Source organism: Streptomyces chengmaiensis (assembly GCF_029846775.1).
Taxonomy (GTDB): domain Bacteria; phylum Actinomycetota; class Actinomycetes; order Streptomycetales; family Streptomycetaceae; genus Streptomyces; species Streptomyces chengmaiensis.
In genome coordinates, this window is sequence record NZ_JARWBG010000030.1 from 1 (window position 1) to 19,026 (window position 19,026).

At 66.8% G+C, this 19,026-nt stretch carries 14 protein-coding genes, 1 tRNA gene and 2 pseudogenes; 5 read left to right on the plus strand and 12 right to left on the minus strand.

What is annotated here, in order from left to right; translation table 11 throughout:
- The 3 genes and pseudogenes from QCN29_RS23220 to QCN29_RS23230 all read right to left on the minus strand — a co-directional run.
- Positions 1-307 (minus strand): pyridoxal-phosphate dependent enzyme (locus tag QCN29_RS23220; protein ID WP_279930543.1); only part of this gene is annotated, 307 nt, incomplete at its 3' end.
- Positions 308-1,304: 997 nt separating this feature from the next.
- Positions 1,305-1,976, minus strand: a pseudogene (locus QCN29_RS23225) (oxidoreductase); the annotation flags it as partial.
- Complete coding sequence (locus QCN29_RS23230) at positions 1,955-2,329, minus strand: aldo/keto reductase (protein WP_318036736.1); 375 nt, start codon at positions 2,327-2,329, stop codon at positions 1,955-1,957. The pseudogene QCN29_RS23225 and the gene QCN29_RS23230, both read right to left, overlap by 22 nt.
- A gap of 131 nt (positions 2,330-2,460) precedes the next feature.
- Between QCN29_RS23230 and QCN29_RS23235 the strand changes: the two genes are divergently transcribed.
- Positions 2,461-2,907: a winged helix-turn-helix transcriptional regulator gene (locus tag QCN29_RS23235; RefSeq protein WP_279930545.1), complete on the plus strand. Its 447-nt coding sequence runs from the start codon at positions 2,461-2,463 to the stop codon at positions 2,905-2,907.
- A gap of 163 nt (positions 2,908-3,070) precedes the next feature.
- Positions 3,071-3,676, plus strand: a complete 606-nt coding sequence (locus QCN29_RS23240; RefSeq protein ID WP_279930546.1) for an SMI1/KNR4 family protein — start codon at positions 3,071-3,073, stop codon at positions 3,674-3,676.
- Between the two features lie 109 nt (positions 3,677-3,785).
- Here the strand turns inward: QCN29_RS23240 and QCN29_RS23245 are convergent, their stop codons facing one another.
- The 3 genes from QCN29_RS23245 to QCN29_RS23255 form a co-directional block, all read right to left on the minus strand.
- A complete protein-coding gene (locus tag QCN29_RS23245; protein WP_279930547.1) occupies positions 3,786-8,111 on the minus strand; it encodes a golvesin C-terminal-like domain-containing protein in 4,326 nt (1,441 codons plus the stop codon).
- A 140-nt stretch (positions 8,112-8,251) separates the two neighbouring features.
- Complete coding sequence (locus QCN29_RS23250) at positions 8,252-8,650, minus strand: hypothetical protein (RefSeq protein ID WP_279930548.1); 399 nt, start codon at positions 8,648-8,650, stop codon at positions 8,252-8,254.
- Positions 8,651-8,840: 190 nt separating this feature from the next.
- The gene (locus QCN29_RS23255) at positions 8,841-9,410 is read right to left on the minus strand and encodes a hypothetical protein (protein ID WP_279930549.1); all 570 of its coding nucleotides are present in this window, start codon (positions 9,408-9,410) and stop codon (positions 8,841-8,843) included.
- Positions 9,411-9,633: 223 nt separating this feature from the next.
- Between QCN29_RS23255 and QCN29_RS23260 the strand changes: the two are divergent.
- Positions 9,634-9,846, plus strand: a pseudogene (locus tag QCN29_RS23260) (transferase); the annotation flags it as partial.
- Positions 9,847-10,086: 240 nt separating this feature from the next.
- Here QCN29_RS23260 and QCN29_RS23265 read toward each other — a convergent pair.
- The 5 genes from QCN29_RS23265 to QCN29_RS23285 all read right to left on the minus strand — a co-directional run bounded on the left by QCN29_RS23265 (position 10,087) and on the right by QCN29_RS23285 (position 14,342).
- Complete coding sequence (locus QCN29_RS23265) at positions 10,087-10,716, minus strand: class I SAM-dependent methyltransferase (protein ID WP_240135556.1); 630 nt, start codon at positions 10,714-10,716, stop codon at positions 10,087-10,089.
- A gap of 439 nt (positions 10,717-11,155) precedes the next feature.
- Entirely contained in the window at positions 11,156-11,731 is a 576-nt protein-coding gene (locus tag QCN29_RS23270) for a DUF4352 domain-containing protein (protein ID WP_279930550.1), read from the minus strand.
- A gap of 602 nt (positions 11,732-12,333) precedes the next feature.
- A tRNA-His gene (locus QCN29_RS23275) sits at positions 12,334-12,406 on the minus strand.
- A 105-nt stretch (positions 12,407-12,511) separates the two neighbouring features.
- Positions 12,512-13,123: an oligoribonuclease gene (gene orn / locus QCN29_RS23280; RefSeq protein ID WP_279930551.1), complete on the minus strand. Its 612-nt coding sequence runs from the start codon at positions 13,121-13,123 to the stop codon at positions 12,512-12,514.
- A 10-nt stretch (positions 13,124-13,133) separates the two neighbouring features.
- The gene (locus QCN29_RS23285) at positions 13,134-14,342 is read right to left on the minus strand and encodes a helix-turn-helix domain-containing protein (RefSeq protein ID WP_279930553.1); all 1,209 of its coding nucleotides are present in this window, start codon (positions 14,340-14,342) and stop codon (positions 13,134-13,136) included.
- A 1,237-nt stretch (positions 14,343-15,579) separates the two neighbouring features.
- On the opposite strand from QCN29_RS23285, the gene QCN29_RS23290 reads away from it, so the two are divergent.
- Both QCN29_RS23290 and QCN29_RS23295 read left to right on the plus strand, forming a co-directional pair.
- On the plus strand, positions 15,580-16,101 hold the full coding sequence (locus QCN29_RS23290; protein WP_240135553.1) for a universal stress protein: 522 nt from the start codon (positions 15,580-15,582) through the stop codon (positions 16,099-16,101).
- A 384-nt stretch (positions 16,102-16,485) separates the two neighbouring features.
- A complete protein-coding gene (locus QCN29_RS23295; RefSeq protein ID WP_279930555.1) occupies positions 16,486-17,055 on the plus strand; it encodes a GPR1/FUN34/YaaH family transporter in 570 nt (189 codons plus the stop codon).
- Between the two features lie 112 nt (positions 17,056-17,167).
- Here QCN29_RS23295 and glmS read toward each other — a convergent pair whose 3' ends face one another.
- Positions 17,168-18,985 carry a glutamine--fructose-6-phosphate transaminase (isomerizing) gene (gene glmS / locus QCN29_RS23300; protein WP_279930556.1) on the minus strand — a complete coding sequence of 606 codons (1,818 nt, stop codon included), beginning with the start codon at positions 18,983-18,985 and terminating at the stop codon, positions 17,168-17,170.
- Positions 18,986-19,026: the final 41 nt, after the last annotated feature.

The window sequence follows — 19,026 nt, forward strand, 5'->3', positions numbered from 1 at the left end:
GGAACACGGTGGCCCGCACCCCCTGCTGCCGCGCGGCCCACGCACACGCCAGCCCGGCGTTCCCCCCGGACGCGATCGTCACCCCGGCCTCCGGCAGGGTGCCCGCCTCACGGTGAGCCTGAAGGAAGTTCTGCGCCCCGCGGGCCTTGAAGGACCCGGTGTGCTGCATGAACTCCAGCGCCAGCCAGAGATCGTACGGTTCGCCCCCAACCGCCGGGGGCTCGTCGCGGACGACGGCCACCGGGCGCACTCGTCCGGCGACCCGGTCACCGGCGGTCTTGACGTCGGCGTAGCTGAGCTGGTGCACGAGGTGCTCCCATGTCGAGACGGGTACGACGAAGGCCCGGCCTGCTCGCGCAGGCCAAGCAACGATACAGACATTCGATCCTGCCCTCGGCCGGCCGCCGCAGCCACGGCAGCAGGCAGGGGCGCATCGCCCGCGGGGGCGGCGTGGTGTGGCGCGGCTGATGTACCGATCCGCGGCCCGCACGGCGGGTGCGCGTACAGGTCTTCGCGGGCGCCGCTCATGGAGGCGGACATGTCGATCCGCTGGGCGGTGCCCGTGATGGGCTCGCCGTTCTGCTATTGCGCCCATGCCGCTACCTGTAGTTCACGGCTTCGGCACGTCGAGCCAATATCTATCCTCATTCATGAGGCGATTCTGTTTGGCCAGTGAGGAAAGAGGCTCATCGATCCACTGTTCTGGTTCCCCGGCATACTGGCTTTTCCGCATGATTCCGTCCATGTCGGAACATGGGCACGTGGGTCCGGTAGCAGCCTCCAGGCACCGTCCGCTGGTCCGAGACGCCCGTCCCGCCGGACGACGACAGCTGCGACTACCTCGTCGAGCAGTGGGCCTACGAGCACCCCGGCCAGGACCCCGGCGCCCGCAGGCCGGTCGAGCTGCGAATGAGTGTCATCTGCTTCCTGCGCACCTGGCGCCCCCTCCGCCAGGGCGTCCTCTTGGCCCTGTGCCCCGAAGGGAACGCATGCCGCGCGTGCCGCGTCCCCTGGGCGGCCTGCTGACTCAGCCTGCGGCAGCAAGCCGGAGCCGGTGCCGGGAAGGAAGCGAAGTCCGCTGTCGACCACAGCCCGCGCCAGATGCCTGACGGGGCTACTGTGGCCACCGCCGCGGGGTGAGCTTGCACCGCCGGGTGACACAAGCTCTTGACGGTTGATGATCTGAGGTCGTCCAGATGAGGGCGAATCGTGCTGCTGAGGCTCCGGTCGCGCGATGGTGACCGGGGCCGGAACCTGAATCGTGGCTTCGGTCGTGCCTTGTGGGCCGCTTGGCTCTTGGGCGTTCAGCGGCTGATGTCGTCCAGCTCGGTCAAGTCCTCATGAGAGAGGGAGAGTCCCGCGCCGGCGATGTTCTCGCGCAGGTGCGCTGTCGATGACGTGCCGGGGATGAGCAGGATGTTCGCTGATCGCTGCAGCAGCCAGGCCAGTGCGACGGACATCTGTGTCTCCTTCAATCGAGCGGCGACCGCCGAGAGCGCCGAGGACTGAAGCGGGGTAAAGCCCCCGAGGGGGAAGAAGGGCACGTACGCGACGCCTTCGGTGGCGAGCCGGTCGATGAGCTTGTCGTCGTGGCGGTGGGCGAGGTTGTACATGTTCTGCACGCACACGATCGGCGCGATGCTCTGTGCCTCGGTGACCTGCTCCTCGGTGGCGTTGCTGACCCCGAGGTGGCGGATCAGGCCTTGCTGCTGGAGTTCTGCGAGCGTCTCGAACGCCTCGGCGAGCGAGCCGGGCTGGGGGCCTTCGGCGTTGCCGAGTCGGAGGTTGACCAGGTCGAGTACGTCGAGCCTGAGGGATTTGAGGTTGTCGTGGACCTGGCGGCGCAGATCTTCGGGTCGCCGGGCCGTGGGCCAGCCGCCCTGTGCGTCGCGGGTCGCGCCCACCTTGGTCACGATGTGCAGCGACTCGGGATAGGGGTGCAGTGCCTCGCGGATCAACTCGTTGGTGACNTGAGGTTGTCGTGGACCTGGCGGCGCAGATCTTCGGGTCGCCGGGCCGTGGGCCAGCCGCCCTGTGCGTCGCGGGTCGCGCCCACCTTGGTCACGATGTGCAGCGACTCGGGATAGGGGTGCAGTGCCTCGCGGATCAACTCGTTGGTGACGCGCGGCCCGTAGGCGTCGCTGGTGTCGATGTGGGTGATGCCGTAGTCGACCGCTTCACGCAGAACGGCCAGGGCGCCCTCGCGATCGGCGGGTGGCCCCATGACCCACGGGCCGGCCAGTTGCATCGCGCCGTAGCCGAACCGCGTGACGGCCAGGTCACCAAGAGTCCAGGTGCCGCCGGGGAGAGAGGGGGAGGGGGTGCTCATCCTGTTGCCTTTCGTCAATGCGCTTGGGGTGGCGCCTGCCGCCTTCCTGCATCAGGATTGGAGAGAAACTTCCTGTCGGGAAGTAGGCACTTTGGAGTGCGTAACCCACCCATCGGTGAGAGGTGCGATCAGTGGGAACGACGAGGGCGGCCCAGAAGAGGGCTCAGGCCAAGGTGGAGTACAACGCGTTCCTGGCGGGGTGCCCCAGTCGACAACTGCTCGACCGAATCTCGGACAAGTGGGTCGCCCTGATCCTGTGTGCGCTGGGCGGCGACAACAGCCCTGGCCAGCCCGGTGCGGCACACGCAGACGCTCCGAAGGCGATGCGTTACTCCGAGATCTCTCGTCTTCTGGCCGGGGTCAGCCAGAAGATGCTGACCCAGACGCTACGGTCGCTGGAGCGTGATGGCCTGCTCACCCGTACCGTGACGCCAACCGTCCCTGTCACCGTCTCCTACGAGCTGACCGACCTCGGCCTCTCGCTCCACCACATGACGCGCGGGCTCAGAAACTGGGCGCAGTCACACATGGCCGAGGTCCTCGCGAACCGCGAGAACTACGACGCTCGCACCTCCTGACGACGCACCTCCAACCGCCCAACAGCTCTATGCTCTCGGTGCTACACCCTCAACTGCGAAGAGCCGGTTTCACGGCATGTCAAATCGCTTGGGGCCCGAACGGAAGCGCCGTCCGGTGGCTACTATCGTTCAGCGATGCCGCCTCAACTCAAGGAGGTTCGCAATGACTGAAGTTGACCAGGTTGTTTCAGCATGGAGCCGCATTGTCCGCTGGTTGGGATTGAATGCGCCTGAAAGTGCGCGTTCGCTCAACCCGCCCGCCACCGACCAAGAGATCCGGCAGTTGAACGAGGCGCTGGGTTCCTCGCTTCCCGAGAGCCTAGAGGTCTGGCTGCGCCTGAACAATGGGAGTACCGCCAAGGACGTGACTAAACCGATCCCGGGCGGTGGCATTCAAAAGATCAGGAACGTTGACTCGGTTATATTCCCTGACGGCTTGGTGTTCCTTGGCTCCGAGGAGATCGCATCCGAATACCATGAGTATCTTCACATAGCCAGACAAATGAATAGTGAGGATTGGTGGTCGACGGAATGGGTGCCTTTCGCTGCACGGTACGAGGAGCACGATGGGTGGATTATTAATACCGCCGACATGAACGTACTGCGCTACAGCGACTCTGACTACCCCACCCTGCGTTCATCAACGCTCAGCGAGCTTTTGACCGTAATAGCGGACACTATAGAAGAAGGTCACGCTCCGCCCATGTCCTTTTTGGGTGGAAGGGTGGTTACGGTGGAACGCGGCCGCATCGAATGGCCTATACCCTAGCCATTGAAATAATATGAGATGGTGACGTGCCTGCCTGCGAGATCTATTGATCCCGAAGGCAGGCGCGCGTCCTAAAATATACGTTGACTACTTTGTCACGCCTGCTGGCTCACGGCTTCTCCACGTCGAGCCAGTAGTGGTCCTTGTGCATGACGCGATTTTTCCTGCGCCATTCAGGGAAGAAGCTCATCGACCCACCATTTTGATTCCCGGACATGCTGGACCTTCCACATGATTCCGTCCATGTAGGCACATGGCTACGTGGATCCGGCAACAGCCGCCAGAGTCCGTCCGTGCCACGTTTGGCGTAGGTGGTGAAGCACTCTGCGCCGTCCACCTTGACCGGATTGAGGTTTTCCCCCTTCCACTTCTTCGGCATGCCGGCACTCTGGTAGGTCTTGGCGAAGGGGGCTTCGTCGCACTGTACGCCATCGGTGTTCTTGCTGGACAACTCGGGCGACAATGTAGCGTTTTGGTTACGTTCCCAGTTCTTCGGGCAGATGACGTCTCGATTTCTTGTAGACATCAGTGTGTCGCTAGCCTCTGGAACCTTAACCTCGTCTCCGAGGTATTTGAGCGGCCCGCCCTTGCCTTTGAGGCCGTAGTGGCCTGGAAGTTTGTTCTGGACCAGCCAGGCGTGTGCGGCGGCGGCTGGGTATTTCTTATGGTTCATGGAGTATGTCGGCGTGTAGCGGTAGAATACGCAGCCTGGAAAGTTTCCAGTGCTGTTCTTGAAGCTGTTGTCGCAGCGGATTTCCGCGTCTACCGCCGTTGAGGTGACAGTTTCGTTTTCTGCCCAGGTTCCGCCGACTCCAAGCTTTGTGCTCCATCCAAGGGATAGATATCCAGGTTCGCTGGAGGCGCCCCATTCCCAAGTCTGCTGGATGGAGTAGATGTGCCGGTCTCCGCTTGCCCATGTCCACAGGTTGCTGCCGTGGGAGATGCGATTGCCGTTCCTTGTACACCCGCCTGAACACGCGTCAGTGATCTTCAGGCTTACCGGACCGGCGATCGCCTCACCGGTTGCTTTGATCGGCTTCAGTTTATAAGTGGCGTTAAATCCTTTCGCATCGTAGTGCGTCTTGACTTCGGCCTGCATTTTGAAGGTCATCGATCCGGTTATCTGGCCGTCGACTGTCTTGGTGAGCAGAATTTCACCCTTGACGCAGGCTTCGGTTCGGTTCGTCCATATTTTGCGGGGAGTGTGCACGCCTCCGAATGGTTTGTCGCTGCACCAGTCGACGAACCGCGGCCTCGCGTTGTAGAACTCCTTGATCGTGTTGGAGTCCGTCACGTGTGACGGGACCCTTGGCGTCATGTCGGTCGGGTCCGTTACTGGGGCCGGCTCCGGTGCGTTCACGTCAGGGTCGCCGAAGGTGAGGTCGGCCGGGATATTGGAGTAGTCGCCGGGGACGAACGCGATCGCGTCCCATGCGACGTCCTTGTCGCCGTTGCCGCTGCTGTTGAAGTTGGACAGCGACACCTCCGGCACCATCCCGGCGAAGAAGTATGCCCCGAGGTCGACCCATTTGTTGGCCTCGTTATCCGTTTGCGAGATCTTCTTGGTGGCGGTGCCGTTGGCGTGCTTGATTGTGTAGATGGCTTCCTTGGTTTGTGCGCCGTGGTCGGGTATGTGTGCGTAGACCTTGGCCTGGCCGCCGTGGGAGGTGATTTGCTGCCCGAGTTTCCAGGTGCCGGTGATCTTCATGCGGTTGGCGTTGCCGGGGAAGGCTTCGGGCTGGCGGGTGTGGGTGAACCAGAAGTGGTTCTGGTAGCCGGCGCCGATCTGGTGGGTGTCGATCTTCCCCGGGTAGGTGCCCTGCCACTCAGTGAAATCGAAGGTGAAGGTGCCGTGGGACTTCACGGGCCCGCAGCTTCTGGCATCAGATCCGGCTGGGGTCACGCCTGCCGTCACGTCATCGACGATCAGCGCGTTGGCCGGGAGGCCGGTGGAGCAGCGGGGTGGGTAGGAGTTGGCGTCGGGTTGTTCGGGGTAGCTGGTGTTGAAGCGGTGGACTTGGTAGCCGCATTGTGCTCCGCGGTCGCAGCTTTTCCATTCGACGGGTTGGTTCCACCAGCAGTGCAGCCAGTGCGGGTTGGTTTTGTCGCCGTCGATGAGGCAGGCGCCTTGGCCGGGGTCGTTGGAGTCGCCCTCGCCGATCCTGCCCGGGTCGCAGAAGTTGGATTCATTGCAGAACAGGTCGATCGGCGGTTTGGCGGCTGTGCGGTCGGCTGCGGTGTTCCACCAGGCGGGGCGGTATCCGGCCTTGATGTCGCCGGGGCCGAAGAGTGCGGCGATGGGGCGGGCTGCCCAGCCGATGACCTTCTCCTGATACGGCCAGTCCTGCGGGTGCGCGGCGTGGCTGTAGTCGTCCCCGCCGGAGTGGTTTTCCAGGAAGGGGGTGCGGTTGGCCTTCCACAGCGGGTTGGCGGGGTTGTTGGTGAACCCCACGCCCCAGTGTCCTGCGGAGTCGGGGGTGGGGTAGAAGCCGGAGTTGTAGGCCCACAGGGCGAAGAACCAGTTCTCGATCCACTTGGGGTGGCCGTCGTTGACGCTCATCCCGGCGTTGCGGGTCTGGTTCCACTTCTCGGACAGGATCTGCGCGCCGGCGGCGATGTTCGCGGTGTAGTCCAGGGCGATGGCTTCTTGCTTCAGCCGGCTGAGCGTGGGCTGGCCATGGCCGGGCAGGCGCATGCCGTCGGTGGCCTGGGTGATGCCGTAGCCGCAGTCGGCGTCCTCCCAGTTGATCCGCCAGGGGTCGAGCTGTTCGCCGGAAGCGGCGTAGTCGACGCCGTAGTAGTTGCCGATCAGGGAGTTGGCGGTGACGCCGGGAACAGCAAACCTCGTTGCCTGCCACATGTTGGATTCCTGGGCGGTGACGCCGAGGAGGATCTGGGCAGGGATGTGCCAGCGGTCGTTGTCGCCGTCCTCGGTGTCCAGCGCCCCGTTGGGGTCGCCTTCCAGGAGGATCGGCGGGAAGAGGTTCTGCGGGGTGTAGCCGCCGGTGCCGGTGTTCTTCCAGTTCGGCGACCGGTAGAAGTCCAGCCTGCCGACCACGGCCTGGTCCACTGCCCACTGCACCTGACGCGGCGTGGGCTGGAACGCCTGCTTGCGCACATCATTACGGCCCACCGAGCAGGTCCGCTCGGACTCGCCCTCACCCGGATCGGACGGCGAGGCCGCCACGGCGCGCGTGCGGGCCGTCTGGGCCGACAGACCGCTGGCGGGCTGGGGGAGCGCCGGGGATGCTGACCGCCCCTGCTGCTCGGCCTTGGTCCCGCCGATCCGCTTGCTTCCCGGTAACGCATCGAGGGTCACGGTCTTGCCGGTGGTGAGGATGCGCAGGCTGGTGCGGGCCGTACGCTCCATCAGCGCCTCGTCGGGCCGGATACGGGTGTCCTTGCCGTCGGCCCACGCGGTGGTGACGGCCGCCTGCCCGCGTGTGGACAGCCGGGCTCCCTTGGCGATGCCGCCGGGGTTCTTCACCCGCTTGGGCAGCCTGCCGTTGGTCTTGGCCTTGCCCGTGATGAACACGGTGCCCCCGGCGGTGGAGGCCAGGTCCCAGTCGGTGAGGGGGCCGGACGCCACAGTGACCGGCACGGCGTTGCGTTCACGGAGCTGACCCGACGCCAGATGCCGGGCAAAACTGATCGACTTCCGGCCGCTGCTGTCGGCCCTGGTGCGATCGATGTACGTGACCCCGCCATCGGCGTCCACAGTGAGCTGAAACGGCACAGACGTGGTGCGGGCAACCTGCGTCAGCTTCCCGTTCTCCCCGGCCTTGACGACACGGCTGCCGTGCGCGGCCACGATGCCGTCCTTCACCGGCACGGCCGACGTGACCTGCCCCGGATAGGCGACCGGCTCCGCCGCCCTACCCGTGGCCGCGTCCACACTGATCAACCGGGTCTGCTGCTCGGCATCGCCGTCGTGCGACAGCTGCGTGAACACGACCTCTTCGCCGGCGCCGCAGCCCGGACTGAAGAAGGCCAGCGACGCCTGGAACGGCAACTTCGTCACGCTCCCGGACTCAAGGTCCACAACAGCGGCGAACGCGCCCCGCACCATCAGCTCGGGCTTGTTGGTGAACGTACGCGGGGCGTAAGCCACAGCCGCCCGCTTCCCCGAACCCGTCACACACGCGTTGCCGATCCACGTCCCGGCCTCAAAACCGGGCTCGGATAAGGTCGCCGCGGTCTTCCACTCGTAACCGGCTCCTCCCTCAGCGGTCAAGAGGTGGAACCCGGTTCCGTCACCGGACGTGGTCAGTGCCCGATCACTTGCCGCGCCAGTAATTTCCTTGCGCTTGTGGCTGGGTATCGCCGACGGGTACTTCTTGTCCGGCCTTTTGGCCTCGGCGGGTCCGTTCGCCGCGCTCTTGGGAGGAGCAGTCGGATCCTGTGCCTGTGCCGGCAGGGTGAGCGGAACGGACATCACAGTCGCCAGGGCGAGAGCGATGGGTATGTGCACCCGCCGTGTGCGGACTCTCAAAGAAGTCTCCCGTTCGTATGGTCTTCCAAGACGGCCAGGGCCAGAGCGCGCACAACAGTGCGTGCTCTGGCCCTGAATGGCGGTCAGTCGATGACTTCGGTACTGGCCCTGACAATGGTGATGCGAGGATTGTCAGGAACCGGCTTGCCGGGATCGGTGAACGTCAGCTCAGTCGGCCATGACGCGCCCGGATAGACGCCTACCGTTCCGGTCTCCATGGACTGCGTGACGTCGAAGCCGCCTGGACCGGTCGCCCGTACCTCAACGCGGTACACCGTCCGCTTTCCGCTTGTATTCGTGATGTTCACCGGAACTGTGATCTCGTCGCCGCTCCGCACCGGAGCGAACACGGCCACGTCTCCTTGCTTCGCGACAGGGTCGCCGGGGTCCTCACTGTCCTGCGCCACGCCCGGCGTGACGGGAACGGCGCCCGGCACCGCTTCGCGTTCTGCCCGCTCCCTACTCACCTCGTCCTGTTCCACATCCGGCGACGGAGACGGCGACGGGGCCGAGGGTGTGGTCCCGGCGAGCGCTGCAGGCTCCTGCGCGGAACTGGCCACTGGATCGCTTGGAGGCGCCCCGCAACCGGTGGTCAGAGCACCAAGCACCACAGCCGAGACAAGCACGGCGGCTGCGCGGTCGATTGTGGAAGACGGCATGCCCTCACGCCTTTCAGTTGCAGCGAATGGTGAACTGGCGGTCGATCAGAGCCGCGCCGGAGGACTTGTAGTCCTTCATGATCGCCGTAACGCGAGAGCACCAGCCGTCCTTCAGGCGCACCGGACCGGCGTACTGGGTAAAGTTGCCCTCATCTACGTTGCAAGGCTTGAGGAGGCTGCTGGGGCAAAGCTTCAGCTTCATGTACTTGCGCGTCCCCAGGTTGTTGTCGAACACTGCGCAGCTCTCAAAGGGACTGTAGTTCCGCTGATACGTGTACAGGGTTCCAAACCGGCGTTCGTCCGGAAGCCGCTCGGCATACTGGAGGTTGAATCCAGACCCACACAGGTTGGACGTGGCCTTCACCGCCTGGGGAGAGTCCGCGGCTATCTTGCGCGTTTCCGTGGTCGCTGTGGCGGAGATAGGCACACCCGCGACGGCGTTTAAGGAATCGGCTGGTTCCTTTGAAGTCTCGACCGGCAGGCTGGCAGTCGTGGCGGTAGAGATCCTGTCGGTTTCCTGTCCTGCGGCGGAGGATGGGTATCCAGCAGCCAGCAGACCTGCGGCGGCGACACCGACGGCCACACGGCTAGGATGGGAGCGAGCCAGTCTTCCGATCACGATGTTCCCCCTCTACGTGGTAACGGAACTGCATCTGGTCAGCGCGGCGGACACTGGTCCGCGCATCCATCCACAAGACCATGGCGTATGAGGCGTGTGAGCCTTGCGATGTCTGGTGGGGCTGATTCCGCCCCGCATCTTGACCTGATCATGACCTTCAGGTGTGCCTCACCGTGAAGGGGGATTCGTGATCACGGCAGAGTGTGTGGTTCCGCCTCGGGTGGTGGCCGCGGAGCATGTCGACTCCGAGGCGGGTTTCGAGAGGAGTTGCATCCCTGATGCGGGCAGGTTGCCTAGGCCGGCCGCTGCTGCGAAACCCCACGGCGTCACTGCGGAGAGCGGCACCGGTTCGGGAGTTGGTACCGCCTGGCTGCACAGTGGGCCCGCTGCCTCCAGCCGAAAGGCTTGAGGGTTCTTGATCACGCCGTGAGAGCTGGTCTGCCGCCCCAGCGGATGCCCTTCTCGTGCGAATGCGAGAGCGTTCCTTGCGTTGTGCGGCGAGGACGTCGGGGTGGCGGGCTTGGCGTTGCGCCAGCACAGATAAGCGTGGAGCGGCCTGGTCTGCACCGTCCCGCGCCATGTCCTCGTCGGGCACCTGGCGACACTTGAGTACGCGAGTACACCAGTAGAAGGCCATGCTCTAGCGGACGCGGGCCAGCAAGTGGGCGTCGAGGAAGCCCCGCTCAGAGGCCGGGTCGTGGAGCAGCCGGGCGAACGTGACGAGCCCGGCCCGGGTCAGCAGCTCGGCGAACCGGTCCGCCGGCCAGCTATAGGCGGGCGTCACCTTGTGGTCAAAGCGGACCGGCTCGGGCCCGTCGGTCGCGAAGAACGAGGCCAGGAGCAGGCCCCCTGGGCCCAGGACACGCGCCTGCTCGGCGAGCAGCGCGGGCAGTTCCCCGGGAGGGGTGTGGATCATCGAGTAGTGGGCGAGCACGCCGCCGAGCGCGCCGTCCTCGACTGGCAGGGCCTCCATCCGCGCCTCGTCGAACTGCAGCACCGGATGGGCCCGCCGGGCGTGGTCGACCATGGCTGGGGAGAGGTCGAGTCCGAAGGCGTCCAGCCCCAGGTCATGCAGCATGGCCGTCAGATGTCCGGGTCCGCAGCCGACATCGGCTGCCCGCAGGTTCCCCGTCCCGCGCACCAGCTCGGCAAAGATGCCGATCATGTTCCGCGAGAACGGCTGCGTCTCCAGCCGATCAGCGAACATCGACGCATACAGTTCGACGACCCCGTCGTAGGCCGCCCTGGTCTCGTCCTGGTGCGTCACCACGGGAAGGAAGCTAACACCCGCCGTTCGCAGCTGTTCTCCCGCCCCGTGCCGAATCCCGCACCCCGTCGGCGCGGACGCTCGCGGCTACTACGGCAAGACCACCACCCAGCTCCGCAACGAGACCGGCGGGATCTTGAGCCGATACGCCGCTGGCGGACCATAGTCGGTCACCGGCTGGCTCGGTTCCTCGGGGAACCGGCGACTGTTGTTTAGGCGATCACACCGGTGTCACACCCCTATCGCACCCCGAACTGGTCCAGGGCAGGCGGTGCCTGACACCGATCACTCCAGTTGCAGCCGCGTGGAGATGGCGTACGGCGTCGTAGTCGGCCTGGGTGACGCGGGCGTCCTGTCCGCCCTTAGGGGGATCTCCCGGGCATGGCAGGCCCGGGCCGCAACGAGGGGGCCGGCCGGGCCGGATCGGGTGCTGCGAGCCGGGCTACTTCACGGCCCACTGTCCGGTCTGGTTGGCGAAGCCGGAGTCGAGGCCGAACTGCACCTTTGTGATCTTCGAGTCCTTCGGGACTTCGTACACGATCCAGCCGAGCACCTTGTCGCCGGGCGGCACCTTCGCGGCTGACGTCATCAGCGGCCCGGCGCTGATCTCGCCGTATCCGGAGTGGAACCGCTGGCCGTCTGCGTCGGCGACCTGAGTGCCGTTGCTGGGGCTGTCGTCGTATACGGCGGTTCCGGTGTTGACGAGCTCGAACTGGGCGGCGACCCAGCGCTTTCCGTCCTGCGGCTGAATGTACTGGTCGGCGCTCTTGGCGGGGTCGAGCCACTGCTTGAGGGTGGCGTCGACCTTGAGGCCTTCGTCGTGGCCGGTGAGGGTGATGGTGTCGCCTACGGCGGCGACTTTGGCGGCTTTCTTCTCGGCGGGTGCCTTGGCCTCGTCGGCTGCTTTGGCGGCGGGCTTGTTGGGCTCGGTGGTGACCTCGCTGGGGCCGAAGCAGCCGGTCAGTGCGGCGAGCATGGCGGCAGAGGTGACTGCGGCGGCTGCGTGATGGATTCGCATCGGCTCAGGTTCTCAGTGCGGTTACAGGCTGTGTGGTGCGTGTGATCGTTCTGTGACACCATGTTCGGCCCTGGAACGGCGAGAGCCCCGCTGGGTGGCAGGGCTCTCGTGGTCTCTGTTTCAGGGCATGGTGGCGGCATGGGGGGGGCGAGGTCCTGCACGATGGTGTAGTCCTGACCCGCGGCTTCGTCGTCGAGTGAAGGTCTCTTTCGGTGGGGGAGTGGCGGAAGAATCGGACCGCCGCGTTGGGTGGCCCACCACAGGGCGGCGCAGCCTGTAGTCCAGGCCGTGAGTACGCCGGCTTCTGGGGAGGCTGCTGATAGTCCGCCGACCGCGCCCGCGGCGAGCATGATGGTGATGCATCCGCCTGCGCTGAACTGAACGCTGTCCTCGTCGCCGAACTTGTCGGACTCCCGCGTCTCCCTCGTCCGCCCTGGAGTCAACGGACTTGGTGGGTCGCGGACCGTCCTTGCGCTTGCGTTTCCTGACGGTGGCCATGGCGGGGGCCGTCCGCGCGTTCGGCGGGTTTGGCCACGGTTTGGCCAGGAACGAAAAAGATCAGCCGCTGACCTTTTTCCGCAGGTCAGCGGCTGATCCATAAGGGTGAGTAACGGGACTCGAACCCGCGACATCCTGGACCACAACCAGGTGCTCTACCAGCTGAGCTATACCCACCGCGACCGGTCCTTCTCCCGACCGGCCGAGAAAAAGTGTACAGGGTCCGGGAGGGTGCTCGCGCCCGGGTTTCGGATCGGGTGGTCCGGGGAGCGGGAACCCGGGTCAGGGGGTTGGGGCGGCGGGGAGGACGTGCTTGGCCGCGATGGATTTCGCGGTGTCCGAGTCGGGGCCCGGCTGCGGGACGAAGATCGCCTCCCGGTAGTAGCGCAGCTCCGCGATGGACTCGCGGATGTCCGCGAGGGCGCGGTGGTTGCCGTTCTTCTCCGGACTGTTGAAGTACGCCCTCGGGTACCAGCGGCGTGCCAGCTCCTTGACCGAGGAGACATCGACGATCCGGTAGTGGAGATGCTTTTCCAGCGTGGGCATGTCGCGCGCCAGGAAGCCCCGGTCGGTGCCGACCGAGTTTCCGCAGAGCGGGGCCTTGCCGGGCTCCTTGACATGCTCGCGTACGTAGGCGAGGACCTGGGCCTCGGCGTCGGCGAGCGTGGTGCCGTTCGGGAGCTCGGAGAGGAGGCCCGAGGCGGTGTGCATCTCGCGCACCACCTCGGGCATCGTCTCGAGCGCCGCGTCCGGCGGGCGGACGACGATGTCCACCCCTTCACCGAGCACGTTCAGTTCTGAGTCGGTGACCAGTGCGGCCACCTCGATGAGTGCGTCGTCGGCCAGCGAGAGCCCGGTCATCTCGCAGTCGATCCACACCATGCGATCGTTCATGCGTCCTACCTTATGGCGCACTCCGCTGGCCGGGCAGGCTCGGACGACCGGGACCTGACATATAACTGTCGGACGGCGGTTTCCCCAGCTCAGGCGGTATGGCCGCGGTGGCGCCGGAGCCGAGGGGCCCTGCCGCCGCTCCGGCCCGTCTCGCCTGGGCCGGCACTACCGCGTCCACTGCCGGAGGGTTTCCTGACTCTCCGCCCTGGGGGCGTCGCGCCCGGTAGGCGGCCCGGTACGCCGCCGGGGACGAGCCGAGCTGCCGGCGGAAATGGCCGCGCAGCGCCACCGGGGACCGGAAGCCGCAGCGTCCCGCGACCTCGTCGACCGAGTAGTCGGAGGTCTCGAGCAGCCGCTGTGCCTGCAGCACCCGCTGGGTGATCAGCCACTGCAGCGGCGCGCTTCCGGTGAGGGAGCGGAACCTCCGGTCGAAGGTGCGCCGGCTCATATACGCACGTGCTGCCAGCGTCTCCACGTCGAACTGCTCGTGTAGGTGCTCCAGGGCCCAGGACACCACTTCGGCGAGCGGGTCCGAGCCGATCTCCTCGGGTAAAGACCTGTCCAGGTAGCGCTCCTGCCCGCCACTGCGCCGCGGCGGCACGACCAGCCTGCGGGCGAGCGCCCCGGCGGCCTCCGTGCCGTGGTCGGTCCGCACGATGTGGAGGCACAGATCGATTCCGGCCGCCGTGCCCGCGGAGGTGAGCACATCGCCGTCGTCGACGAACAGCTCCCGCGGGTCGACATGGACCGACGGATAGCGCTTGGCCAGCGTCGGCGCGTACATCCAGTGTGTGGTCGCCGGACGGCCGTCCAGCAGCCCTGCCGCGGCCAGCACGAACGCTCCGGTGCACAGCCCCACGATCCGCGCGCCCTCCTCATGCGCCCGGCGCAGTGCCTCCAGCGCCTCAAGCGGCGGCGGGGAGGTGATCGAACGCCAGGCGGGCACCACCACGGTGCCGGCCCTGCCGATCGCCTCCAGCCCGTAGGGCGCGGACAGTTCGAGCCCGCCGGTGGTCCGCAGCGGGCCGTCTTCGCCACCGCAGACGAGCAGGCGGTAGCGAGGCACTCCGGCGTCCTGGCGGTCAATCCCGAACACCGAGAGTGGAATGGAACTTTCGAATATAGGGCCGCCGCTGAACAGCAGCACCGCGACGACCTCCCGGCGTCGGCGCCCGGAGAGCTTCCGTGCCGCCTCCGGTACGGCGGAGTCCTGACTCATGACGCTAAGCCCCCCTCGGTGTTCGCGTCTCCCCGTTCTTTTCGGGCCTTTCGCTCCTGCACTTTTCCCCTCGTTTTTGCACGAGTCCCAGCCGGCGATCTCATGATCGAATCTACTGCGTCCCGTCGTGCCGGTGTGACAAGTTCGGCATGCACCGGTATGTCGACATGGCAACTTGGCGCGAAGCATTCGATCACGAAGCGTTCCACTCGCGGGGCCCACAGGGAAGTGCGCGTCTCATGCATGGCCCGTCCCCGTAGGGTGCCAGAGCCGCGAATGGTCCTTTCTTCCCAGGTGGCAAGGGGGTTGGCAGGCCATTTCTCCAGGGAACCGCCAGGGGTGGGAAGTTGGCTGAAAACCTACGGGTGCGTGTGTGTGAACCCGTCACCCTTTCGGGGGGTGTGGCAGGGGTCGTCGAAGGCGCGTCGCACCGTGGCGTCGTCCGCCGCGGTGGGCCCGGGGCGCCGACTCCCCGGGCGTTCCCGCGACGGGCGGCCGTGCCGCCCGAGAGGCCGTACGCGCGGCTGTCCGCTCCGAGTGGCGCAGCAGCACGCGGCAGGCCGTCGTGATGGCCGCGAGTCCCAGTGCGGTCGCGGCCGCTCCGCCGACCGAGCTTCCGTACACGACCAGCACGAGCGGTACGAGCAGACAGCTGAAGGCGGCCCAGCGCACCACATCGCCCGCGGGGTCGTCGGCTCCGGAGGCGGCCCCGGGTGTGCTCGGTGTGCCCGGCGTCCGGAGACTGCGCAGAGTGTGCCGGGCGGCTCCAGGGGCGGCGAAGGAGGGTGCGCGGCGCCTGGCCCGCCGCGAGCGTGGGGCGGACGGTGCAGCAGACACGGATGCTCCCAGGGGGCGACGGGGTGGCGCAGTGCCCAACGAAGAGCGGAGCCTCCCGGTCACTGACCGCCGTGGGTGCTGACGGTCGCGGAGGGCGTCGTGCGTCGCCGACGGTGGTGAGGCGGCGCCGACCGCCGCGGCGGCGGCCGCCCGTGGATCCCGCCCGGCCCGGAGCCACGGGCGGCGCGGACCGTGGTCCCGTGCGGCGGCCGTGGCATTGCCATACGGGGCCGGCTCGGGCATGCTCCCTGGAACGCCGGGAACGGCGTGCATGAGCCTGCAGGCTCTGGGCAGGAGAGGAGTGTCCCCGTACCCTTGGCGGTACGGGGTTGGGAAGGTGATTCCCGGACACAGCTCCGCTTCCGTAGATCTACAGAGGACCCTCTTCGTCGAGACACCGATGGCCGGTCACGAATACTCCGAACCCGCGGACCGCAAGCAGGTCGCCGATCCGATGTCGGACCTGCAGGCGGCGGAAGAGGTGCGCCCGTCCTGCGACCCCGCGTTCCGGCACGGCGTCGTCGTCGGCTTCGACGGATCGACCTCCAGTGAGCGCGCGCTCGCCTACGCCATCGGCATGGCGATACGTTCCGGCTCCGGCCTGATCATCGTCCATGTCGCCAACCGGCTGCCGACGACCGTCTGGGCGGGCTGTGAGCCGCCGGTCTTCGTGGACGTCCCCGACCATCGCACGGAGGTGCTCGGGCTTGAACTGGCCTGCGCCGACTATCTCTCCGAAGTGCCGTGGATCCTCGTCGAGCGCGGCGGCGACATCTGTCATGAACTGGAAGAGGTCGGCCGCGAGTACTCCGCCGACGCGATCGTCGTCGGCTCCACGCACGGCATCGTGGGCCGAATCTTCGGCTCCGTCGCCGGCCGTCTGGCGCGCCGCGCCCAGCGCCCCGTGATCGTGATTCCCTGACCTGACCTGACCTGACCTGACCTGACCTGACCTGACCTGACCTGACCTGACCTGACCTGACCTGACCCTGGTCTGGTTCTGGTCGTGACCTCGTGACCCGTGACCGCGGTCCCTGATTCCCTGATTCCCTGATGCGTCTGCTCGCTGCTCGACGCCCACCGCGTGCGCCCCCGTGCGACCCGGCGTGCAGCACCCTCGCTTCCCTCCCCGAGCGGCCGGGTGTCGCCGTGCCGTCTCCCCCGCGTCCACCCTGGTGAGGCGGCGTCAACTTCCTCCCGACGCAGATAAATCTACCGGCGCGTACAGGTGGATTGTGAGGTTGTGAAGGGTACATAAGGGTCGCTGGGTTGCAGCACCACTGCACAGAACGGGAAGGAGCCCGCCGTGGACAGCGACGTCTCTGCGGGAAGAGCTACTACTTCGACTCTCGGCCACCTCGCGCTGGGTCTGACCCTGCTGGCGTTCGGGGTCGGTCACACCGGCGTCATCGACAACGTGGTCCCGGGGGACGCGGCCGTCCTCGCGACCTGGATCGGCGGTGTCGCCCTGTTCGTCGTCGGACTGCTGGAGTTCCGTGCAGGCCACGGCAGCGCGGGCACGGCCTTCGCCGGGCTCGGCGCCTTCTGGTTCACCTGGGGCACCTCCGCGGGCGCCGAGGTCTCGGCGGAGGCGGCCGGCCTGTTCCTGCTGCTGTTCGCGCTGCTGGCGCTGACCCTGACGGCCGCGTCCGCGGGGAGCGGTCTGTTCGGCCAGGGCGTCTACGGGCTGCTGTTCCTGTCGTTGCTGCTCATCGGCGTGGCATCGTTCGCCGGGAGTGAGGGGCTGGCGAAGGCGGGCGGCTGGGTCGGCGCGGTGGCCGGTCTCGCGGCCTGGTACGGCGCGACGGCGGCCCTCGCCAAGTGGCCTGCCTTCTCAGGGCGAGCTGCCGGCCGGGGAGTGACGGCCACTGGCTGAGCAGCTGTCCGCCGGCGCTGAGGGCTACGCCGGCGAACCCGAGCGGTCCCCCTGTGCGCCTGGTGGCAGCGCACTGGGGGACCGCCTCATACACGGACCGCGCAGGCGGTCGTCACTCGACGGTGACCGACTTCGCCAGGTTCCGCGGCTTGTCGATGTCCCGGCCCAGCTCCAGCGCCGTGTGGTACGCGAGGAGTTGCAGCGGGATGCCCATCAGGATCGCGTCCAGCTCGTCCTCGTTCTTCGGCACCACGATCGTGTGGTCGGCCTTCTCCTGCTCCTGGTGCGCCACCGCCAGGATCCGGCCGCTCCGGGCCTTGATCTCCTCCAGGGCGGCGCGGTTCTTCTCCAGCAGGTCGTCGTCCGGCACGATCGCGACCGTCGGCAGCGCCGGCTCGATCAGCGCAAGCGGGCCGTGCTTCAGCTCGGAGGCCGGGTAGGCCTCGGCGTGGATGTAGGAGATCTCCTTCAGCTTCAGGGAGGCCTCCAGCGCCACCGGGTAGCCGCGCACCCGGCCGATGAACATCATCGACTTGGCGTCCGCGTACTCCTTGGCCAGCTTCTTGATCTCGTCCTCCATGGTGAGGATCTCTGAGATCTGGGCAGGCAGCCGGCGCAGGCCCTCGATGATCCGCTTGCCGTCGGAGACCGACAGATCGCGGATGCGGCCCAGGTGCAGGGCGAGCAGCGCGAAGGCGACGACCGTGTTGGTGAAGCACTTGGTGGACACCACGCAGACCTCGGGCCCGGCGTGCACATAGGTGCCGCCGTCGGCCTCGCGGGCGATCGCCGAGCCGACGACGTTCACCACGCCCAGCACCCGTGCGCCCTTGCGCTTGAGCTCCTGGACGGCGGCCAGCACGTCATACGTCTCTCCCGACTGGGAGACCGCGACGTAGAGGGTGTCCGGGTCCACGACGGGGTTGCGGTAGCGGAACTCGGAGGCGGGCTCGGCGTCGGCCGGGATGCGGGCCAGGGACTCGATCAGCCCCGCGCCGATGAGCCCGGCGTGGTAGGAGGTGCCGCAGCCGAGGATCTTCACCCGGCGGATGGAGCGGGCCTCGCGCGCGTCCAGGTTCAGCCCGCCCAGGTGGACGGTGGAGAACCGGTCGTCGATACGGCCCCGCAGCACCCGGTCCACGGCGTCGGGCTGCTCGCAGATCTCCTTGTGCATATACGTGTCGTGGCCGCCCATGTCGTACGACTCGGCCTCCCACTCCACGGTGGTCGGCGTGGCCGTCGTACGCGAGCCCTCGGTGGTGTACGTGCGGAAGTCATCGGCCTTGAGGGTGGCCATCTCGCCGTCGTCGAGGGTGACGACCTGCCGGGTGTGGGTGACCAGCGCGGCGACGTCCGAGGCGACGAACATCTCCTTCTCGCCGATGCCGAGCACCACCGGGGAGCCGTTGCGGGCCACCACGATGCGGTCGGCGAAGTCGGCGTGCATGACGGCGATGCCGTACGTGCCCTCGATCAGCTTCAGCGTCTGGCGGACCTTCTCCTCCAGCGTGTCCGCCTCGGAACGGGCGATCAGATGGGTGAGCACCTCGGTGTCGGTCTCGGAGGCGAAGACGACGCCGTCGGCCCCGAGCTTGGCGCGCAGCTCGGCGGCGTTGTCGATGATGCCGTTGTGGACCACCGCGACCTTGTTCTCGGGGTCGAGGTGAGGGTGGGCGTTCTCGTCGCTGGGGGCGCCGTGCGTGGCCCAGCGGGTGTGGGCGATGCCAGTCGTGCCGGCGAAGCGCTTGGGGACGCGGGCTTCCAGGTCCCGGACCCGACCCTTGGCCTTGACCATCTTCAGGCCGGCGGCCTTGGGCCCGGTGATCACCAGACCCGCGGAGTCATAGCCCCGGTACTCCAGTCGCTGCAGACCTTCGAGCAGCAGCGGAGCAACGTCACGCTTGCCGATGTAACCGACAATTCCGCACATAGAGTTTCTGCCCCTCCGAGAAGTGTTCAGGTGTGTGCCCG